18 protein-coding genes are annotated in these 19814 nt (G+C 57.4%); 1 reads left to right on the forward strand and 17 read right to left on the reverse strand.

Annotated elements, in window-relative coordinates; all coding sequences use genetic code 11:
- Nucleotides 1-83 precede the first annotated feature (83 nt).
- Nucleotides 84-257 (forward strand): hypothetical protein, encoded by a 174-nt coding sequence (locus tag VJ956_RS09650; protein ID WP_324084214.1) that lies wholly within the window; start codon nucleotides 84-86, stop codon nucleotides 255-257.
- Nucleotides 258-345: 88 nt separating this feature from the next.
- Here VJ956_RS09650 and glmS read toward each other — a convergent pair whose 3' ends face one another.
- The 17 genes from glmS to VJ956_RS09735 all read right to left on the reverse strand — a co-directional run bounded on the left by glmS (nucleotide 346) and on the right by VJ956_RS09735 (nucleotide 19810).
- The gene (gene glmS, locus VJ956_RS09655; protein WP_324084217.1) at nucleotides 346-2184 is read right to left on the reverse strand and encodes a glutamine--fructose-6-phosphate transaminase (isomerizing); all 1839 of its coding nucleotides are present in this window, start codon (nucleotides 2182-2184) and stop codon (nucleotides 346-348) included.
- A gap of 45 nt (nucleotides 2185-2229) precedes the next feature.
- Complete coding sequence (gene glmU / locus VJ956_RS09660; protein WP_324084218.1) at nucleotides 2230-3597, reverse strand: bifunctional UDP-N-acetylglucosamine diphosphorylase/glucosamine-1-phosphate N-acetyltransferase GlmU; 1368 nt, start codon at nucleotides 3595-3597, stop codon at nucleotides 2230-2232.
- Nucleotides 3598-3740: 143 nt separating this feature from the next.
- Nucleotides 3741-4163, reverse strand: a complete 423-nt coding sequence (locus VJ956_RS09665; RefSeq protein WP_324084220.1) for a F0F1 ATP synthase subunit epsilon — start codon at nucleotides 4161-4163, stop codon at nucleotides 3741-3743.
- A 35-nt stretch (nucleotides 4164-4198) separates the two neighbouring features.
- Nucleotides 4199-5599, reverse strand: coding sequence for a F0F1 ATP synthase subunit beta (atpD, locus tag VJ956_RS09670; protein WP_324084222.1), 1401 nt, complete (start codon nucleotides 5597-5599; stop codon nucleotides 4199-4201).
- A 55-nt stretch (nucleotides 5600-5654) separates the two neighbouring features.
- Nucleotides 5655-6515 (reverse strand): F0F1 ATP synthase subunit gamma, encoded by an 861-nt coding sequence (atpG, locus tag VJ956_RS09675; RefSeq protein WP_324084224.1) that lies wholly within the window; start codon nucleotides 6513-6515, stop codon nucleotides 5655-5657.
- Nucleotides 6516-6581: 66 nt separating this feature from the next.
- The gene (gene atpA, locus VJ956_RS09680; protein WP_324084226.1) at nucleotides 6582-8126 is read right to left on the reverse strand and encodes a F0F1 ATP synthase subunit alpha; all 1545 of its coding nucleotides are present in this window, start codon (nucleotides 8124-8126) and stop codon (nucleotides 6582-6584) included.
- A gap of 28 nt (nucleotides 8127-8154) precedes the next feature.
- Nucleotides 8155-8691: a F0F1 ATP synthase subunit delta gene (locus tag VJ956_RS09685; protein ID WP_324084228.1), complete on the reverse strand. Its 537-nt coding sequence runs from the start codon at nucleotides 8689-8691 to the stop codon at nucleotides 8155-8157.
- A gap of 12 nt (nucleotides 8692-8703) precedes the next feature.
- Nucleotides 8704-9174: a F0F1 ATP synthase subunit B gene (locus VJ956_RS09690; RefSeq protein ID WP_324084229.1), complete on the reverse strand. Its 471-nt coding sequence runs from the start codon at nucleotides 9172-9174 to the stop codon at nucleotides 8704-8706.
- Nucleotides 9175-9265: 91 nt separating this feature from the next.
- Entirely contained in the window at nucleotides 9266-9493 is a 228-nt protein-coding gene (gene atpE / locus VJ956_RS09695; RefSeq protein ID WP_027830230.1) for a F0F1 ATP synthase subunit C, read from the reverse strand.
- Between the two features lie 54 nt (nucleotides 9494-9547).
- Entirely contained in the window at nucleotides 9548-10402 is an 855-nt protein-coding gene (atpB, locus tag VJ956_RS09700; RefSeq protein WP_324084233.1) for a F0F1 ATP synthase subunit A, read from the reverse strand.
- A 15-nt stretch (nucleotides 10403-10417) separates the two neighbouring features.
- A complete protein-coding gene (locus VJ956_RS09705; RefSeq protein WP_324084235.1) occupies nucleotides 10418-10810 on the reverse strand; it encodes an ATP synthase subunit I in 393 nt (130 codons plus the stop codon).
- A gap of 152 nt (nucleotides 10811-10962) precedes the next feature.
- Complete coding sequence (locus VJ956_RS09710) at nucleotides 10963-11832, reverse strand: ParB/RepB/Spo0J family partition protein (protein WP_324084360.1); 870 nt, start codon at nucleotides 11830-11832, stop codon at nucleotides 10963-10965.
- 68 nt (nucleotides 11833-11900) lie between these two features.
- Entirely contained in the window at nucleotides 11901-12695 is a 795-nt protein-coding gene (locus VJ956_RS09715; RefSeq protein ID WP_324084236.1) for an AAA family ATPase, read from the reverse strand.
- Nucleotides 12696-12723: 28 nt separating this feature from the next.
- The gene (gene rsmG / locus VJ956_RS09720) at nucleotides 12724-13359 is read right to left on the reverse strand and encodes a 16S rRNA (guanine(527)-N(7))-methyltransferase RsmG (RefSeq protein ID WP_324084238.1); all 636 of its coding nucleotides are present in this window, start codon (nucleotides 13357-13359) and stop codon (nucleotides 12724-12726) included.
- Nucleotides 13360-13367: 8 nt separating this feature from the next.
- Complete coding sequence (gene mnmG, locus VJ956_RS09725; RefSeq protein WP_414674424.1) at nucleotides 13368-15299, reverse strand: tRNA uridine-5-carboxymethylaminomethyl(34) synthesis enzyme MnmG; 1932 nt, start codon at nucleotides 15297-15299, stop codon at nucleotides 13368-13370.
- Nucleotides 15300-15562: 263 nt separating this feature from the next.
- Nucleotides 15563-18712, reverse strand: a complete 3150-nt coding sequence (locus VJ956_RS09730; protein WP_324084240.1) for an efflux RND transporter permease subunit — start codon at nucleotides 18710-18712, stop codon at nucleotides 15563-15565.
- Nucleotides 18713-18715: 3 nt separating this feature from the next.
- Entirely contained in the window at nucleotides 18716-19810 is a 1095-nt protein-coding gene (locus tag VJ956_RS09735; RefSeq protein WP_324084241.1) for an efflux RND transporter periplasmic adaptor subunit, read from the reverse strand.
- Between the last annotated feature and the right edge of the window lie 4 nt (nucleotides 19811-19814).

Genomic DNA, 19814 nt, shown 5'->3' on the forward strand with positions numbered 1-19814 from the left:
AAGGATCGCTTTTTCAACAGCGCCCCACTGATTATTATGGGCCCTGTAGAAGATTTTCACCTCCAGAACGAGAGCACAGCACCATGACTAACCAGACAATTAAACTGAACGAACGTGGCATTATCGACGTTGATTACTACACAAGGATTGGTCGTCAGCAGCATAGCGAATACATCGCGCTAAAGGCGGCGTCCCTGAAAACCAGAATCAAATCCTTGTTCCAGGTGACGTTGTCGAAGCCGTCCACCAGCCATTGATCCCTGGGTGGGGGCCGTGGCTCGCGACGTTGCCGGGTGCAGGTGGCCCCTCTAGTGTTGAGCAATCTTGCCTTACTGTCTGTAACTCTTATTCGACGGTAACGCTTTTCGCCAGGTTGCGGGGCTGATCCACATCCGTGCCTTTGAGCACAGCCACATGATAGGACAGCAACTGCAAAGGCACGGTGTAGACGATAGGTGCCGTGATCGGGTGAACAGCAGGCACTTCCAGGACACTCAGACCTTCTTCGCCGCGAACACCGGCAGCCTTGTCGGCGAACACGAACAGCTGTCCCCCGCGGGCACGGACTTCCTCCAGATTTGATTTCAGCTTTTCCAGAAGATCGTTGTTTGGCGCTACCGTTACCACCGGCATTTCACTGTCAACCAGTGCCAGCGGCCCGTGCTTCAATTCTCCTGCCGGATAGGCTTCAGCGTGGATGTAGGATATTTCCTTCAGCTTCAGCGCTCCTTCCAGTGCCACCGGGAACATGGCGCCCCGCCCCAGGAACAGGCTGTGGTATTTGTCGATGAAGGACTGGGACATTTCCGCGATCTGGCTGTCCAGCGCCAGCATCTGCTCAACCTGACCCGGAAGCAGCCGTATGGCCTGAACGATCTCGGCTTCCCGCTCCTCTTCCAGACCATTGTGACGGGCCAGTGCCAGGGTGAAGATCAGCAGGGCCGTCAGCTGTGTCGTGAACGCCTTTGTCGATGCCACCCCGATTTCCGGGCCGGCCTGGGTCATGATCACCAGGTCCGATTCCCGCACCAGCGAGCTGCCCGGCACATTGCAGATGGCCATGGCCGCACGGAAACCGGCTTTTTTGGCCTGGCGCAGTGCCGCCAGAGTATCCGCGGTTTCCCCGGACTGGGAAATACAGAGGAACAGGGTGTTCTGCTGGATGACATGCTTGCGATAACGGAACTCGGAAGCGACCTCCACAGAACAGGGTACGCCCGCCAGGTCCTCAATCCAGTAGCGTGCCACCATGCCGGCATGATAGCTGGTGCCGCAGGCAATAATCTGGACATGCCGGACGTTATCGAGGAGGTTGCCCGCCTGGGTGCCGAGCGCCTGCTCAAGCACGCGGCTCTGGGTGATACGGCCTTCTGTAGTGGCCTGAATGACCCGCGGCTGCTCATGGATTTCCTTGAGCATGAAGTGCCGGTACTCGCCTTTCTCGGCAGCATCAGTGCTGTGTTCAAAACGGCTGATGGGCCGGTCAGCCGCATTGCCATCACGGTCCTGGATCTTTATCCCGTCCCGGCGGATATCGGCTATGTCCCCTTCCTCGAGGAACATGAACCGGTCAGTCACCGGCAAAAGCGCCAGCTGATCAGAGGCAATGAAGTTTTCGCCAATGCCGATGCCGACCACCAGGGGGCTTCCCTCCCGGCAGACGACCAGGTGATCCGGTTCGTCAGCATGGACAACCGCAAGGGCAAAGGCACCACGCAGATGAACAATGGCCGCTTTCATCGCATCGTACAGACTGCTGATCCCCGGCTTTCGGTACTGCTGCTCAATCAGGTGGGCAATGACCTCGGTATCGGTCTGCGAGGTGAATTCAAAACCGTCGGCTTTCAGCTCTTCCCGCAATTCCTGATAGTTCTCGATGATGCCATTGTGGACGATTGCCAGACGCTCACCGGACATGTGCGGGTGGGCATTGATCCGGGATGGTTCGCCATGTGTGGCCCAGCGGGTATGGGCAATTCCGGTATGACCGCTCAGCGGGGATTCCCCGACTGTTTCCGCCAGGGCAGCGACCTTGCCCACTTCCCGGGCCCGGTTAAGCGCGCTGTGGCTGTCGATCACGGCCATACCCGCAGAATCATAGCCGCGATATTCAAGCCGGCGCAGGCCCTCCAGCAAAATCCCCTGAACGTCCCTTTCCGACACTGCCCCTACAATTCCGCACATAACACTAGCACCTGTGGTGGTTTACCCCGGCTGCTGGCCGGATCTTTACTTCTGCTTTGCCGGTCGCTGCCAACCGGCAATATTGCGCTGCTTGCCTCTGGCAACCGCAAGCTCGGCTTCAGCCACATCGCGGGTAATGGTTGAACCTGCTCCGATGGTAGCATTCTCCGACAATGACACCGGGGCGACAAGTGATGTGTTCGAGCCAACAAAGACCCCATCACCAATACTGGTCCGGTATTTATTGACGCCGTCATAATTGCAGGTGATCGTCCCGGCACCCACATTGACATTTTTGCCCAGTAACGCATCACCGACGTAACTGAGATGACTGATCTTGCTACCCTCGCCCACCACCGTCTTTTTGGTTTCAACGAAGTTGCCGACTCTGGTGTGATCTGCCAGTTCGGTGCCGGGCCTGAGCCGGGCGAAAGGACCGATCCGGGCGTGTTGCCCCACCGTCGCGCCATCAATCACTGAACAGGCATCGATGCTGCTGTCCGCGCCGATATGACAGTTACGCAACACACAGTTCGGCCCGACACTGACGCCGGAATCCAGTGCTACTTTGCCTTCAAACACGACGTTGATATCAATCAACACGTCCTGGCCCACGGTCAGATCGCCACGGACATCGACCCGGGCGGGATCGGCAAGGGTGGCGCCCTCGCTCATCAACCGTTCGGCCTGCTGTTGCTGATACCAGCGTTCAAGGCCTGCCAGCTGCAGGCGGTTGTTGACACCCTGAACCTCGAACCCGATATCCGGCTGGGTCACTTCGATCCCCACACCGGCCTTCGAGGCCATGGCGATAATATCCGTCAGGTAGTATTCGCCCTGGGCATTGGCGTTCGACAGCTCGGGTATCCAGGTTTTCAGATGCCTGGCGGACACTGCCAGTATGCCGGTATTTACCTCGGTAATCGCCCTCTGGTCCGGAGTCGCGTCTTTGTGCTCAACGATCCTGATTACGGCGCCCTGATCATCCCGCAGGATCCGGCCATAGCCAGTGGGGTCGTCAAGGGTGACCGTTAACAGTCCGATGGTCTGGTCAGTGACTCTGGACACCAGTTGTTGCAGCGTTGATGCCCGGGTCAGCGGCACATCGCCATAGAGAATAAGCACGCAGCCGTTATCCGGAAGGTTGGCAAGCGCCTGGGCCACAGCGTGTCCGGTGCCCAGCTGCTGTTCCTGCATGGCCCATTGCACGTCCTCTGCCTGGGTAATCGCCTTGACCTGATCGGCACCGTGACCAATAACACCATGAATGCGTTCGGCGCCGAGCTTTCGGGCGGTATCCATGACATGGTGGAGCATGGGCTTTCCTGCGATCCGGTGCAGTACCTTGGGAAGGCTGGATTTCATGCGGGAGCCCTGGCCCGCGGCCAGGATAACAACGTGTAGCGGCTTCATAAATCGCGCTCCGGACGGACCTTTTGCCATATCAAAAAAAAAGCCGCTCCTTGGTGAACAGCGTGACGGAAGGGTTTCCGGCGCGCCATCCCTTATGGATGCGGCTTCATTCGGTGCAGGCGGCGAACAGTCGGATAGCCGGTTTAACGGACCCTGTTGCGCAGCTTCTGAATGGTTCGCAGTTGCGCAGCAGCCTCGGCAAGCTCCGTTGCAGCCCGCGAATATTCAAATTCACCTGTTTTATTTGCCAGTGCCTTTTCTGCCTCGTTCTGGGCTTCCAGCGCCGCTGCCTCGTCCACATCCTTGGCGCGGACAGCGGTATCGGCCATCAGGGTAATAAGGTTTGGCTGCACTTCCAGATAACCTCCGGACACGTACAGAATTTCCTCTTTACCATCCTGCTTGACGATCCTGACGGCACCTGGTTTCAACGCAGTCAGCAGGGGCGCATGCCCGAACTGGATACCCATCTCACCCTCGGTGCCGGTCGCTGTCAAAATTTCGACCAGCCCGGAGTAAATCTTTTCTTCGGCACTTACGACGTCACAATGAACGGTCATAGCCATATCTCAAGCCTCTTGAGTCTGAAAGGAAAGACGATTTACTGCTTCTTTCCTTCCTTCTCTTTCATAGCCTTCGCTTTCTCGGTCACTTCTTCGATACCGCCACACATGTAAAACGCCTGCTCCGGCATATCGTCGTAGTCACCGTTCAGAATGCCTTCGAAGCTGGAAATAGTCTCTTTCAGCGACACGTACTTACCGGGAGAGCCGGTGAATACCTCAGCAACGTGGAACGGCTGTGACAGGAACCGCTCGATTTTACGGGCCCGGGATACGGTCAGCTTGTCTTCTTCCGACAACTCATCCATACCCAGAATCGCAATGATGTCTTTCAGCTCTTTATAACGCTGAAGTACGTTCTGAACACCCCGGGCAACGTCATAATGCTGCTGCCCGATCGTCAGCGGATCAAGCTGGCGCGAGGTGGAGTCAAGCGGATCGATCGCCGGGTAGATACCTTTTGATGCGATATCACGACTCAGTACCACAGTGGCGTCCAGGTGCGAGAAGGTGGTCGCCGGTGACGGGTCGGTCAGGTCGTCTGCTGGTACGTAAACCGCCTGGATGGAGGTGATGGAACCATCCTTGGTGGAGGTAATACGCTCCTGCAGTTCACCCATTTCCTGGGCCAGAGTCGGCTGATAACCTACCGCGGAAGGCATGCGTCCGAGAAGTGCAGACACTTCGGTACCCGCGAGGGTATAACGGTAGATGTTGTCAACGAACAGCAATACGTCACGGCCTTCGTCACGGAACTTCTCGGCCATGGTCAGGCCGGTCAGCGCCACCCGCAGACGGTTTCCGGGAGGCTCGTTCATCTGTCCGTATACCATCGCGACCTTGTCCAGAACATTGGACTCCTTCATCTCGTAGTAGAAGTCGTTACCCTCCCGGGTACGCTCACCTACGCCGGCGAATACCGAGAGACCGGAGTGCTCTTTGGCGATGTTGTTGATCAGTTCCATCATGTTTACGGTCTTGCCAACGCCGGCGCCGCCAAACAGGCCGACTTTACCGCCCTTGGCAAACGGGCAGATCAGGTCGATGACCTTGATGCCGGTTTCCAGCAGGTCAGCCGATGCGGCCTGATCGGCATAGCTCGGCGCCTTACGGTGGATAGCCCAGCGGTCTTCTTCGCCGATCTCGCCCTGCTCGTCGATGGGGCGACCCAGAACGTCCATGATGCGACCCAGGGTCTTGGTGCCAACCGGGACGGAAATTGGCTTGCCGGTATTGTCGGCTTTCAGGCCACGCTTGAGGCCTTCGGTGCTGCCCATGGCAATGGTACGAACAATGCCGTCGCCCAGCTGCTGCTGAACTTCCAGAGTTGTATCACCACCTTCAAGCAGCAGTGCGTCGTAAATGCCCGGAACGGAGTCACGTGGAAATTCCACGTCGATAACCGCGCCTATGATCTGAACGATGTGTCCGCTACTCATGCTCGGTTCCTCGTTATCTTGATAGTCAATAAAACCAGTAGGATTGCGGACGGGATCATACCGAAGCCGCGCCGCTCACAATCTCTGAAATTTCTTGCGTGATAGCTGCCTGACGGGCCTTGTTGTAAACCAGCTGAAGCTCGTCAATGATGTCGCCTGCGTTGTCTGTCGCGCTCTTCATGGCAATCATCCGCGCTGCCTGTTCGCAGGCCAGATTCTCTACCACGCCCTGATATACCTGGGATTCGATATAACGCGGCAGCAGCCCGTCCAGAATGGGCCGTGAATCAGGCTCGTAGATGTAATCCCACTGGTGACCGACTTCTTCCTCCGGACCTTCAGGCAAGGGCAGAAGCTGCGCGGATTTTGGTGCCTGGGTCATGGTGTTTACAAACTCGTTGTAAATCATGAAAAGACGGTCAATCTTGCCTTCTTCGAAGGCGTCGAGCATGACCTTTACATTACCGATGAGCTTCTCTGCGCTGGGGTTGTCGCCCAGATGGGTCAGAGCTGCAACCACGTTGCCGCCATAATTGCGGAAAAACGAAGCGCCTTTTTGCCCGATAGCGCAGAGATCGGTCTCCACACCATCTTTTTTCCATTGCTTCATTTCCCGTACAAGCAGCTTGAAGGCGTTACCGTTCAGGCCACCGCAGAGTCCCCGGTCAGAGGAGATCACGATGTAACCCACACGGTTTACCTCACGCTCACGCATGAAGGGATGCACATAATCCTTGTTGGACTTCGCAATATGTCCAATTACCTGGCGCATCTTGTCCGCATAGGGGCGAGTTGCCTTCATGCGTTCCTGAGCCTTGCGCATTTTGCTCGCAGCCACCATTTCCATGGCGCTGGTGATCTTCTGCGTGCTCTTGATGCTGCCGATCTGGTTGCGTATTTCTTTGCCTGCGGCCATAAGTCACTGCCTTTTCAAGTTAGACACTCAGGTGGGCCAGAGAGCCCGCCGCGGCGGGCCTTCGTGTTACCAGCTTTGAGTGGTCTTGAATTTCTCCAGAGCAGCTTTAAGGCCAGATACGATGTCATCGTCGTACTTGCCTTCGGCGCCGATCTTGTCGAGCAGGTCTTTCTGCTCGGCGTGCATCCAGTCCAGAAGCTGGGCTTCGAACTTGACGACGTTGTCAACCTCGACATCATCGAGGAAACCTTCGTTTGCTGCATACAGTACGGTACCCATTTCAGCAACGGACATCGGGCTGTACTGGTTCTGTTTCATCAGTTCCGTTACCCGCTGACCGTGCTCAAGCTGCTTGCGCGTGGCTTCGTCCAGATCCGAGGCGAACTGGGCGAAAGCCGCCAGTTCACGGTACTGGGCCAGCGCCAGGCGGATGTTACCCCCCAGCTTTTTCATGATCTTGGTCTGGGCTGAACCACCTACCCGGGAAACCGAGATACCGGCGTTCATGGCCGGGCGGATGCCAGAGTTGAACAGGTTTGTTTCGAGGAAGATCTGACCGTCGGTAATCGAGATCACGTTGGTCGGTACGAACGCGGAAACGTCACCGGCCTGGGTCTCGATAATTGGCAGCGCAGTCAGGGAACCGGTCTTGCCCTTCACTTCACCGTTGGTGAGCTTTTCAACTTCGTCGGCGTTAATTCGCGAAGCACGCTCCAGCAGACGGGAGTGCAGATAGAATACGTCACCCGGGTATGCTTCACGGCCCGGCGGGCGCCGAAGCAGCAGAGAAATCTGACGGTAGGCAACGGCCTGCTTGGACAGGTCATCATAAACAATCAGTGCATCCTCACCACGGTCGCGGAAATATTCGCCCATGGAGGTGCCGGAGTATGGCGCCAGGAACTGCATGGCAGCCGGGTCGGCAGCACCGGCGGCAACCACAATGGTGTGGTCCATGGCGCCGTGCTCTTCCAGCTTGCGGACAACCGCGGCAATCGAGGACTGCTTCTGGCCGACGGCAACATAGATACACTTGATGCCGGTATGCTTCTGGTTGATGATTGCGTCGATCGCGACAGCGGTCTTACCGATCTGGCGGTCACCGATGATCAGCTCGCGCTGGCCACGGCCAACCGGCACCATGGTGTCGATCGCTTTGAGGCCGGTCTGGACAGGCTCGTCAACCGACTGACGTGCAATAACCCCCGGCGCAACCTTCTCAACCGGGGCAGTCTGGGTGTTGCCCAGATCACCCTTGCCATCGATGGTGTTACCCAGACCGTCAACTACCCGGCCCAGCAGTTCCGGGCCAACCGGGACTTCAAGAATCCGGCCGGTACAACGGACTTTCTGGCCCTCTGCCAGATCTTCGTATTCACCCAGTACCACGGCACCTACGGAGTCCCGCTCCAGGTTAAGTGCCATGCCGAAGGCACCGTTGGCGAATTCAATCATTTCGCCATACATAACGTCGGCGAGTCCGTGAATTCGTACGATACCGTCAGAGACGGAAAGAATCGTACCTTCGTTTTTTGCTTCCGAAGAGATATCGAGCTTTTCGATTCTCTTCTTGATGATGTCACTGATCTCGGATGGATTCAGTTGCTGCATGCCTTTGTCCTCAAACCTTATGCTGAAATCAGGAGCCCATAGCGCTGGCCATTCTGGCCAGTTTGCCACGAACTGAAGCGTCGATAACCAGGTCGCCTGAGCGTACTACCACCCCACCGATCAATGACTGATCAACCGAGGTTTCAAGCTCTACCTTGCGCTCCAGTTTCCCGGACAATGCGTCAATCAGTTTCTGTTGCTGTTCTTCGGTCAGCTCGAATGCGGTGCTGACCTGCAGGTTTACCGTGCGCTCAAGATCGGCACGATAAAGGCTGAACAACTCGGAAACCGCAGGCAAAAGCGCCAGCCGTTTGTTTTCAGCGAGAATCGACAGGAAATTTCTGAGTGCTTCCGGCAGTGGCTCTTCGAAACAATCGATGAAAAGCTCCGCCTTGCGCTGCTCAGACAGGCCCGGTTTGGCCAGAATCGTCTTTACCTCTTTGTCAGCCGCGACCGCCGCAACAAAGGCCAGTGCCTGATCCCACAGATCGATGGCTTTCTGGTCCTGCGCAGCATCAAAAACGGCTTTCGCGTAGGGTCGGGCTAACGTAATCAGTTCTGCCATGATGACCCTCGCTTAGAGTTCTGCCGCCAGCTTGTCCAGCATCTTGCTGTGAGCTTTGGCGTCGACAGAGCTTTCCAGAATCTTTTCAGCACCGGCAATGGCAATGGTCGCAACCTCTGCCCTGAGTGCCTCGCGAGCCTGAACGCGCTCCTGTTGAATTTCCGCCTTGGCCTGCTCGATAATCTTCTCGCCTTCCTTGCGAGCGTCATCCTTGGAGGCTTCTACGATCTGGGCGGCACGCTTGTTCGCCTGATCAATCAGGGCTGCCGATTCTTCTTTGGCTTTGTGCAGTTCCTTGGAGGCTTTTTCCTGCGCGAGTTCAAGATCGAGGGATGCCCGATCTGCCGCAGAAAGGCCGTCGGCAATTTTCTTCTGGCGCGCTGCCATGGCTTCGGTAATCGGAGGCCATACATATTTGACGCAGAACCAGACGAAAATAGCGAAGGCAATCGTTTGCCCTATTAACGTAAGGTTTATATTCACGGCGGTGTACCTCTTGCTATTCGTTGCGTCCCGGTGTCCGTAGAGCAGGGCGCTGCTTTATTGCAGAGCAGCACCCGGAGCTTTCGGGTGATTAACCAGCAACAACGAAGATCAGGTACATCGCGATACCAACACCAATCATGGGAACGGCGTCGAGCAGACCGGCCATAATGAAGGCTTTGGTCTGAAGCTGGTTGCCAAGCTCTGGCTGACGTGCAGTAGACTCAAGCAGCTTGCCACCAAGCAGACCGAAACCGATGCCAGCGCCCAGGGCGCCCAGTCCGATGATCAGTGCAGCTGCAATAAATACCATTTCCATTGAAGACTCCTCAGTTTTCTCAGATAGTTAAGGGTTCGCTTTTTATATCGGTTATCAGTGATCTTCGTGTGCGGCGCTGAGGTAAACCACAGCCAGTGTTGTAAAGATAAAAGCCTGCAGCGTTATTACCAGAAGGTGGAATATGGCCCAGGGAACGTTCAGGGTCCACTGGATCCAGAATGGTAACAACGCAATCAGGATGAATATGACCTCACCGGCGTACATGTTACCAAACAGACGCAGTGCCAGGCTCAGCGGCTTGATGATCAGCGCGAGCAGCTCAAGCACCAGATTGAATGGCACCAGCGACCAGTGATTAAAGGGTGTAAATGAAAGCTCCTTGGCAAAGCCGCCCGGCCCTTTCACTTTGAAGCTGTAGAAAAGAATGAGGAAGAATATGCCAATGGCAATACCGAAGGTACCGTTGGGATCGGTGGTCGGCACGATCTTGAAGTATTCCAGCCCCATGGCATGGGCGATCGACGGTATATAGTCCACCGGTACCAGCTTCAGGGTATTCATCATCAGGATCCAGACGAACATGGTCAGGGCCAGTGGTGCGATGATCGGGTTCCTGCCATGGAATACATCGCGCACGATGTTCTGGATGAACTCGATGGTCATTTCGACAAAGTTCTGCAGGCCGGAGGGTGTATCCGTCGTCGCCCTTTTTCCCACATACCCGAACAGGCCAAGGAACAGCAGGCCAACAGCAACAGACCAGCCCATGGTATCCACGTGAATCGCCATGAAACCCATGTCCAGAGCTTCCTGGCCGGTGCGGGCCATGGTCCAGGTTGCCTCTTCGACCACTGTGCCGTCGGCACGCTCATAACCTGCTGGCAACTTGCCGTATGTCAAGTTGGTCAGGTGGTGCTTTATGTATTCTACTGGGGTATCAGCTGCCATACTGCTCTCGTCCAGTCATCGCTGTGGTCGGGGCCGGATAAACCAGCGCAGAAGCGGGCTCATCGCAACCATCACAGCAAAAGTGAATAACAAAGCCGGTACGTGTACTGGCTCCATTAAGATGAAAACGGCCGCGAAAAAGACGGCTGTCAGCGCCAGTTTGATCGACTCGGCCCTGAACATGTTGCCCACTACCAGCGCCGCCTGCCGGGCGCCCTCAAACCGGAACATCCGGTGAGCAAAATACGCGTTTGGTATGATGTAGATAAGACCACCCGTCAGGGCGGAATAACCAGCCAAACGACTCTCGAAACTCCAGCAAAGACTGACCAGACCGATCAGGCCAAGCTCGGCTGCCAACCATTGGATAAACGGCAACCGGGTAATCCGCTTCTTGACTCTGGGCATTGCAACAGCCTGACACGGGTTCTCGATACTCGACCTCTGTATTACTGCCGGCAAACCCCAGGAGTTACTGCAAGCGCGCAGAATTATATGTGTTTAAAGATGGCTGTTCAATAGAACCGGCCGGAAAATCTGATGAATGGATAACCAGCGCCTTACCTGATGTGGCCCAGAATACCATCCAACTCGTCCAGCGACGTGTATTCGATGACCAGCTTGCCCTTGCCGCGCTGACCATGAGCAATGGACACCCTGGCCCCGAGCCGCTCCGCCAGGTCATCCTGCAAAGCGCGGATGTTGGGATCAATCTGGCCTTTTGGCTTGTTATCCGGTTTTTTCTCCTGCACCTGACGCACCAGCGCCTCGGTCTGACGTACTGACAGGGATCGGGCAACAACCTGTCGCGCCACCTGCATCTGCTGCTCCGGCTCCAGGGTAAGCATAGCCCGCCCGTGGCCCATTTCAAGATCGCCATGCTCCAGCATGACCCGGACATCCTCGGACAGGCTGATCAGTCTGAGCAGGTTGGTGATTGTGGTGCGGGATTTGCCAACAGCTTCGGCAACCTGGTTCTGGGTCAGGCCGAACTCGTTCTGCAGGCGCTGGAGAGCGAAAGCTTCTTCAATCGGATTGAGGTTTTCGCGCTGGATATTTTCGATAAGCGCCATGGCAATGGCGGCGTCATCCGGGACGTCACGGATAATGGCCGGAATACGGTCCAGTTCCGCCAACTGGGTGGCTCGCCAGCGGCGCTCACCGGCAATCAGTTCGAACCGGCCTTCGGAAATCGGGCGAACAACCACCGGTTGCATGACACCCTGTTGGCGGATGGAGTCCGCCAGTTCCTGGAGCGTAGCGGGGTCCATATCGCGACGGGGCTGGAACCGACCACGCTGGATAAGATCCACCGGTATTTCACGCAACTCGCCGTCGTGATCTTTCACGTCCTGATCGAGATTGACCCTGGATCCCTGAAGCAGTGCGCCTAAGCCACGCTCACCCAGTCCTCGTTTCTTCGCCGCCATGGTGTCTGTCATTCGTCCTGATAAGACTGCTGTCTTTGTGGGTTGTGATCAAGTGCGAGCCGCATAGTCTACACGGCAACCGGGTCGGATGTCTTTTTCATGCCATGGCGCCGCACCATTTCGCCCGCCAGTGCCAGGTAGGCCACCGCGCCCTTGGAGGTCCGGTCGTAATGCAATGCCGGCATGCCATAGCTCGGCGCCTCGGCGAGCCGCACGTTACGGGGAATAACGGCGCCATAAACCCGGTCACCGAAAAATTCGCTCAGCTGGCCCGAGACGTCCAGCGTCAGGCTGTTGCGCGGGTCATACATGGTGCGCAGGATGCCTTCGATCTGAAGCTCCGGATTGACGGTTTCCTGAATCTGTTCAACCGTGTTCATCAAGGCTGCCAGGCCTTCCAGCGCATAATATTCACATTGCATGGGAATCAGCACGGTATCGGCCGCCGACAGCGCGTTCACTGTCAGCAGGTTGAGCGAGGGTGGGCAGTCAATCAGGACATAATCGTAATGTTCACGAACAGAATTGAGCGCCAGCCGAAGGCGGTGTTCGCGACCGATTTCGTTCATCAGTTCAACCTCGGCTGCCGTCAGATCGCCGTTCGCCGGAAGTATGTCGAAACCGGACGCGTCGATGTGGAATATCACCTCGGCGGCGGTGTTGCGCCTGGTCAGCATGTCGTAACCCGAGAGTCTGAGCGAGTTCTTGTCGACACCACTGCCCATGGTCGCGTTGCCCTGCGGATCCATATCCACCAGCAGAACACGACGCTTGGTAGCAGCCAGGGACGCAGCCAGATTGACGCAGGTGGTCGTTTTACCGACACCGCCTTTTTGATTGGTCACCGCTATTACGCGTGCCATGACTCGCCTCCTGTTTTTGGAACTCGGATTACGGTTTTCGTCGAACGATCAACAGATGCCGGTCGCCGTCAGCGCCGGGAGTGGATAACACCTGCTGCTCCGCCACGTACCAGGGTTCGGGCAATGACGCCACTTCATCATCCGGAAACCGGCCTTTCATGGCAAGGAACTCACCGTCATTTGCCAGCAATTCTCCACACCAGCGGACCATATTGTCGAGGGCAGTAAAGGCACGGCTGCTGATCTGCCGGAATGGCTGCGGCGGCTGGTACTGCTCGGCCCTGCCGTGAATAACCTCAACATTCTCAAGACCCAGCTCCACCAGGCACTGGGTCAGAAACCGGGTTTTCTTGCTGTTACTATCCAGCAACGTAAACCGGGACTGCGGCCGCGCGATCGCCAGCGGAATTCCTGGCAGACCACCACCGGCGCCGACATCCAGCAGATGATCGGCGGTGACAAACGGAAGAATACTGAGGCTGTCGAGAAGCTGTCGCGAGACCACCCGGTTCGGATCCCGGACCGCAGTGAGATTGTAGGCGCGGTTCCATTTGGTCAGCAGCGCCAGAAATCCCAGCAGCTGTTGCTGGCTCGATTCATCCAGTGCCAGACCCATATCCGCCAGGCCCCGGGAAAGCTGGTTCTGCCACAGTGCTCCGCTCATGAGCAGACTCAGGCGGACTGTTTACGCAGCAGATCGCGCTTTTTGAGATGTACCAGAACCTGCGAGATAGCCGCCGGCGTCACTCCCTGAATCCGTGACGCCTGGGCGACCGTTTCCGGCCGCACCGCTTTCAGCTTCTGGCGGATTTCATTGGAAAGGCCGCCAATACTGTCGAAATCGAGATCGTCCGGAAGTGGAGTATTTTCGTTCCGGCGCAGGCGTTCGATTTCACCCGCCTGGCGGGAAATGTAACCTTCGTATTTGATCTCGATCTCAACCTGATCGGCGACGCAGGGGTCTTCGGCCTGGCCTTCGGCCATTTCAGCGACATGGCGGTAACTGATTTCCGGCCGGCGCAGCAGCTCGGCCAGTGACTGATCGCGGCTCATCGGCTGCCGCAGAAAACGGTTTGCGGTATCGCCAGCGGCGGTGCCCGGATGAACCCGGGTAGAATCCAGGCGAATCCGTTCCGCTGCTATTGCCTCGCGTTTGCTACTGAACGCCTGCCAGCGATGGTCGTCCACCAGACCCAGCTTGCGACCGGTCTCGGTAAGGCGAAGATCAGCATTGTCTTCCCGCAGGATCAGGCGATACTCGGCACGGCTGGTGAACATCCGGTAGGGCTCGGACGTGCCCATGGTGATAAGATCGTCCACCAGAACGCCCAGATAGGCTTCGTCGCGACGGGGATACCAGGCATCTTTTTCCTGGGCCTGGAGGGCGGCGTTGATACCGGCCAGAAGACCCTGGGCACCGGCTTCTTCATAACCGGTGGTGCCGTTGATCTGACCGGCAAAGTAAAGACCGCGGATAAATTTGGTTTCCAGGGTGTGGCGCAGATCCTGCGGGTTCAGGAAATCATATTCGATGGCATAGCCCGGACGGGTAATGTGGGCATTCCCGAAGCCGGGAATACTGCGCACGGCGGCCAGCTGAATATCGAACGGCAGACTGGTGGAGATACCGTTGGGATACAGCTCATTGGTCGTCAGCCCTTCCGGCTCGACAAAGATCTGGTGCGAATCCTTGTCGGCAAACCGGTTTACCTTGTCCTCGATGGAAGGACAATAACGTGGCCCGATCCCTTCGATGTTGCCTGCAAACATGGGGGAGCGCTCAAATCCGCTGCGGATGATGTCGTGGGTCTGCCCGGTTGTACGGGTGACATAGCAGCAGACCTGCTGCGGGTGCTGGTCCCGGGAGCCGACAAAGGACATCACCGGTGCCGGGTCATCGCCCCACTGCTGCTGCATGGCAGAAAAATCCACGCTGCGCGCGTCAAGCCGCGGTGGCGTCCCGGTTTTCAGCCGGCCAACGTTGAACGGCAGTTCCCGCAAACGCTGCGCCAGGGCATTCGCCGGGGCATCACCGGCACGGCCACCCGCATGCTTTTCCATACCGATATGAATCACGCCACCGAGGAAGGTGCCAGTGGTCAGGACCACGGTGGGCGCGCGGAAGCGAATGCCGGACTGGGTAACGACACCCGTCACCCGTTCGCCTTCGACAATAAGATCATCCGCCGCCTGCTGGAACAGTGTCAGGTTCGGCTGGTTTTCCAGAATCTCGCGGATCGCCGCCTTGTAAAGTACACGATCGGCCTGGGCGCGGGTTGCCCGCACGGCTGGTCCCTTACGACTGTTCAGCACCCGGAACTGGATGCCGGCCAGATCAGTGGCTGTTGCCATCGCGCCACCAAGCGCATCGATCTCTTTCACCAGATGGCTTTTCCCAATACCACCGATTGCGGGATTGCATGACATCTGCCCGAGAGTTTCGATGTTGTGAGTCAGCAGCAGTGTCTGTGAACCCATACGCGCGGCCGCCAGCGCCGCCTCGGTACCGGCATGGCCGCCGCCAATGACAATGACATCAAAACGCGTTGGATATTCCACTACATCACCTCGAACAAACCGGTCGGAAAACGGGGCAGCGAGTATAACGCTTCATCCGGAAAATTGCAGTCAGAATGTGCAAATTTTAACCAGAGGCTGTTGTCAGCAATTACCGAAATCCGACCATTTTCAGGGGCTTGAAGAAATCTGTTCAGATAACTTTCAAAAAGTTATCCACAGTTGCCGATAGCTTCGCAGACCTCAAATATTTGACCAGGTTATTGATTTTAATAGCTACAAACAGAAATGGCCCGGGTTTATCCTAAGGTTGTGCAGTAATTTATCCACAGGGAGCCCGGCCTCCGTTGCTAGAACCGGTCTTCATGCCGGGACTGGGGCGCAGAGGTTATGCCCCGGCTGCCGGCAGTGTCCCGGGCCTGTCTGTCCAGCTCGATCGCGACGGCATTACTGGACCTGGCAAAGCGCGCCAGCAGGTTATAGAGCACCGGAATAATAAACAGGGTCAGCGTGGTGGCAAAGATCAGGCCGCCCAGAATCACGATGCCTATGGAAGCCCGGCTTTCGGCGCCGGCCCCCGTTGCCAGCACCAGCGGCACTGCCCCGAACACGGTGGATATGGTGGTCATCAGCACTGGCCGGAACCGCAGCACGGCGCCCTCCAGAATGGCCTCTTTAACCTCGTAACCCTTGTCCCGGAGCTGATTGGCGAATTCCACAATCAGAATGCCGTTTTTCGCCATCAGCCCCAGCAGCATTATGATGCCGATCTGACTGTATATATTCAGGGTGATGCCTGAAAACAGCAGTGCGAACAGGGCTCCTGTGACTGCCAGCGGAACCGACAGCATGATGATCAGCGGGTGTATCCAGCTCTCGAACTGCGCGGCCAGCACCAGGAAAACAATGACAAAAGCCAGGGCAAAGGTCAGGTAGATAGCGTTTGAGGAATCCTGGAATTCACGACTCAGTCCTTTATAACTCATCCGGGCTTCCGGTGGCAGATTATCCAGCGCCAGTGTGCTCAGATAATCCAGCGCCGATGCCAGGTCATAACCATCAGCCAGTGACCCGCTGATCACCACCGCCGGGAGCCGGTCAATGCGTCGCAAATCAGGGTTCGCGCCCACTTCCTTTACCGATACCAGTGCTTCCAGCGGAATCAGCTGGCCGCCCTGCCTTGGCCGCAGGAATATCCGGCCCAGATCACCGGGGCTTGACCGGTCCCGCTCGGCAGCCTGCAGGATCACGTCATACTCCCGGCCCCGGTCAAGATAGGTGGTTACCTCACGGGATGCCAGCATGGTCTGCAGGGTCAGGCCTACATCCTGTACGGTAATATCAAGATCCGCGGCGCGTTCGCGGTCAATACTGACGTTCAGCTCCGGTCGGGTGAGTTCGAAATCGGTCTGCAGACTCAGGAGATTCGGATTGGCTTTCGCCCGTTCGACAATTTCCTCACTCCAGGCCTGGACCGACTGGTAATCGGGCCCGCCAATCACGAATTCGATGGGCTGGCTGAATCCGCGCTGGCCAAGCCCTGGCGGGTTTACCGCCACCGATCGGATGCCGGGCACATCTGCCAGCTTGCCCCGGATCTCACTGGTGATGGCCTGCTGCTTCACCTCGCGTTCATCCCAGGGCGCCAGCCCCATGATCATGAAGGCGTTGTCACTTTCGTTACGCCAGCCGACAATCGACAGCAGCCGCGTTGCGTCTCCGCGTTCCAGATACGGAATCAGCTTTTCCTCCGCCTTGCGGACATGGTGGTCGGTGTATTCGACGGTCGACCCACGGGGTGCGCTGGTGGGCATGATGATAATACCCCGGTCTTCTGTCGGAGCCAGTTCCTGAGGCAGTTTCGGGAAAACCACTACCGCCATCAACAGCCCGACCAGACCAAGTCCCAGCAGGAGTCCCGGCTGGCGCAGGGAAAACTTCAGCAGCCGCTCATAACCGCGGGTCAGGCCATTGAGCACCCGTTCGCTGAATGCCCATAACCGGTGACCCTCCTCGGTTTGCGGGCTGCGCCGGAGCCATTTGGAGCACAACATGGGCGTCAGTGTCAGCGCTACAATACTGGAGAACACCACGGCCGCAGCCAGGGTGAAACCGAACTCGGCAAACAGTCGCCCGACGTTGCCGCCCATAAACGAAATCGGCACGAATACCGCAATCAGGGTCAGGGTGGTGGCGATGACAGCAAAGGCTACCTGCCTGGCACCACGATAGGCTGCCAATAACGGGGGCTCACCGTTATCTATCCGGCGCTGGATGTTCTCCAGCATCACGATGGCATCATCCACCACCAGCCCGATCGCCAGTATAACCGCCAGCAGGGTCAGCACATTGATCGAGAAACCCAGGGCTCCGAGGCCGATAAACGCCCCGATCACAGCCACCGGGATGGTAACCGCCGGAATCAGTGTCGCCCGCCAGGACCGCAGAAACATGAAAATCACCAGAATGACCAGAGACACCGCAATAGCCAGGGTAAAGCCGACTTCGCGGATCGACGCCCGGATAAAAATGGATTCATCATAGCTCTGGGCGATGTTCACTTCCGGTGGCAGAGTTTCGCGAATCCGGTCCAGTTCCGCGCGAACCAGGTCCGACACCGCCACGGTGTTGGATTTTGATTGCCGGATAACCCCAAGCCCCACTGCGGTCTGGCCGTTGAACCGCAGGCGGCTGACGTCGGATTCCACGCCCATTGCTACATTGGCCACCTCACCAAGGCGCAAAAGCTCGTTACCATCCCGCCGGATAACCAGCTTGCGGAATTCATCCACACCAGACATGCGGCCCTGGGCCCGGACGGTAAAATCCCGGGTTGAGGATTCCACCGAACCCGCGGGCAATTCCACATTATTGGTGCGCAGGGCCTGCTCGACTTCGGCAACGGTGATGTCCCGCGCCGCCAGGCGCTCCCGGTCCAGCCAGATACGGATTGCATAACGGCGTTCGCCGCCGATGCGCACACTGGCCACACCGTCCAGCACGGACAGCCGGTCAACCAGTACCCGTTCGGCGAAGTCACTGAGTTCGGCACTGTCCCAGACATCGCTGCGCAGCGACAGCCACATCATCGGACGGGCGTCCGAATCGGCCTTACGCACCCGGGGTGAGTCTGCTTCCTGAGGCAGGGCATTTGCTACCCGGGATACCGCATCACGGACATCGTTGGCGGCAATATCAATATTGCGGGAGGTGTTGAATTCAATCGAGGTCCTGGATTCACCCTGTTCCGTGCTCGATTCTATGGAGCGGATGCCCTCGATACCACTGATGGCGCCTTCGATCACCTGGGTGATCTGGGTATCAACCACTTCTGCAGCTGCCCCGGTGTAATCGGTGGAAATAGACACCACTGGCGGGTCAATGTCGGGATATTCCCGCACTGGCAGACCTTGCAGGGCCGCCAGCCCGAACACCAGGATCAGCAGGCTGATGACCGTGGCAAAGACCGGCCGTTTGATGGCAATGTCGGAGAGGATCATGGGTCAGGATTTCCCGGCGTCGGCAAACCGGTTATCGGGAATGGCGGTAATATCCTCTACCACTTCGATGCGATCGCCACTGCTGAGGCGATCCTGGCCGGTGACAATGACCTGATCTTCCGGAGTCAGACCCGATGCCACCTCGACGACACCGGGCGAACGGGAGCCGAGCTCTACCGCCATACGCCTGGCGACACCGTCATTTGCCACGAACACGTAAGTTTCGTCGCCACGGATTATTACCGCCTGTTCCGGAATGATCAGTGCCTCGCGCTGGCGTAGCGTCAGGCTGGCAGCCATGAACTGGCCGGGACGGAGCTTGCCGTCGGGATTATTCACCAGCGCCCGCACCGGCAGGGTGCGGCTGAGTTCGTTGATGCGGGTGCCCAGTTCCACCAGTTCGCCGGCAAATTGTTCACCGGGGTAGGCCGGAGTATGGCCCCGAACCGCCTGACCCGGACGGATCTGGCCGAGAAACTTTTCCGGAACAGCAAAACCCAGTTCCATTCGACCGGTCGAATCCAGCGTGGCAACTTGCGAACCTGCGCTCAGATAGGCCCCCATGCTGATATCGTTCAGGCCGATAACACCGGCAAAAGGAGCCTCGATACGGTGATTATCTATCCGGGTCTGGGCGGATGCCATCCGGGCACGGGCTACGTCCGCCGCAGTCCGAAGTTCATCCACCCGCGACCGGGAAATACTGTTGTTGGATTCCAGCCTCTGTGCCCGCTCCAGCTGGCGCCGGGCGTCGGCAAGCGTTACTTCGGCGACCTGCCGGTCCGCCCGGGCCTGACGGTCATCCAGCCGCAGCAGAAGTTCGCCTTCGGCAACACGACTGCCGGCATTCAGGTTCAGCTCCACGACCCGGCCACTGACTTCGGTAGTCAGTGAAATCTGGTCCCGGGCTCTCAGGCTGCCAACGGCACTGACCGAATCGGTCACCACATCCATGGTCGGACTGATCACATTAACCTTGCTCGGCGGGCGCTGACGCTGATTTTCTGCCGCCGTTTCCAGGCTCAGCTCATTCCAGGCGAAAATGCCGCCGAACGCCAGCAACAGAAGCCCCAGAGCAATCATCCACTGTTTTGCCATTCGT

The sequence above is a fragment of the Marinobacter sp. genome, assembly GCF_035268745.1.
Taxonomy (GTDB): Bacteria; Pseudomonadota; Gammaproteobacteria; order Pseudomonadales; family Oleiphilaceae; genus Marinobacter.

What these genes read in the sequence shown, in the direction of transcription:
- VJ956_RS09730 (WP_324084240.1), bottom strand. Translation starts at nt 18,712, where the DNA reads ATGATCCTCTCCGACATTGCCATCAAACGGCCGGTCTTTGCCACGGTC.
- glmU (WP_324084218.1), bottom strand. Translation starts at nt 3,597, where the DNA reads ATGAAGCCGCTACACGTTGTTATCCTGGCCGCGGGCCAGGGCTCCCGC.
- VJ956_RS09710 (WP_324084360.1), bottom strand. Translation starts at nt 11,832, where the DNA reads ATGGCGGCGAAGAAACGAGGACTGGGTGAGCGTGGCTTAGGCGCACTG.
- VJ956_RS09715 (WP_324084236.1), bottom strand. Translation starts at nt 12,695, where the DNA reads ATGGCACGCGTAATAGCGGTGACCAATCAAAAAGGCGGTGTCGGTAAA.
- VJ956_RS09685 (WP_324084228.1), bottom strand. Translation starts at nt 8,691, where the DNA reads ATGGCAGAACTGATTACGTTAGCCCGACCCTACGCGAAAGCCGTTTTT.
- atpE (WP_027830230.1), bottom strand. Translation starts at nt 9,493, where the DNA reads ATGGAAATGGTATTTATTGCAGCTGCACTGATCATCGGACTGGGCGCC.
- atpG (WP_324084224.1), bottom strand. Translation starts at nt 6,515, where the DNA reads ATGGCCGCAGGCAAAGAAATACGCAACCAGATCGGCAGCATCAAGAGC.
- VJ956_RS09735 (WP_324084241.1), bottom strand. Translation starts at nt 19,810, where the DNA reads ATGGCAAAACAGTGGATGATTGCTCTGGGGCTTCTGTTGCTGGCGTTC.
- atpB (WP_324084233.1), bottom strand. Translation starts at nt 10,402, where the DNA reads ATGGCAGCTGATACCCCAGTAGAATACATAAAGCACCACCTGACCAAC.
- VJ956_RS09665 (WP_324084220.1), bottom strand. Translation starts at nt 4,163, where the DNA reads ATGGCTATGACCGTTCATTGTGACGTCGTAAGTGCCGAAGAAAAGATT.
- atpA (WP_324084226.1), bottom strand. Translation starts at nt 8,126, where the DNA reads ATGCAGCAACTGAATCCATCCGAGATCAGTGACATCATCAAGAAGAGA.
- atpD (WP_324084222.1), bottom strand. Translation starts at nt 5,599, where the DNA reads ATGAGTAGCGGACACATCGTTCAGATCATAGGCGCGGTTATCGACGTG.
- glmS (WP_324084217.1), bottom strand. Translation starts at nt 2,184, where the DNA reads ATGTGCGGAATTGTAGGGGCAGTGTCGGAAAGGGACGTTCAGGGGATT.
- VJ956_RS09650 (WP_324084214.1), top strand. Translation starts at nt 84, where the DNA reads ATGACTAACCAGACAATTAAACTGAACGAACGTGGCATTATCGACGTT.
- rsmG (WP_324084238.1), bottom strand. Translation starts at nt 13,359, where the DNA reads ATGAGCGGAGCACTGTGGCAGAACCAGCTTTCCCGGGGCCTGGCGGAT.
- VJ956_RS09705 (WP_324084235.1), bottom strand. Translation starts at nt 10,810, where the DNA reads ATGCCCAGAGTCAAGAAGCGGATTACCCGGTTGCCGTTTATCCAATGG.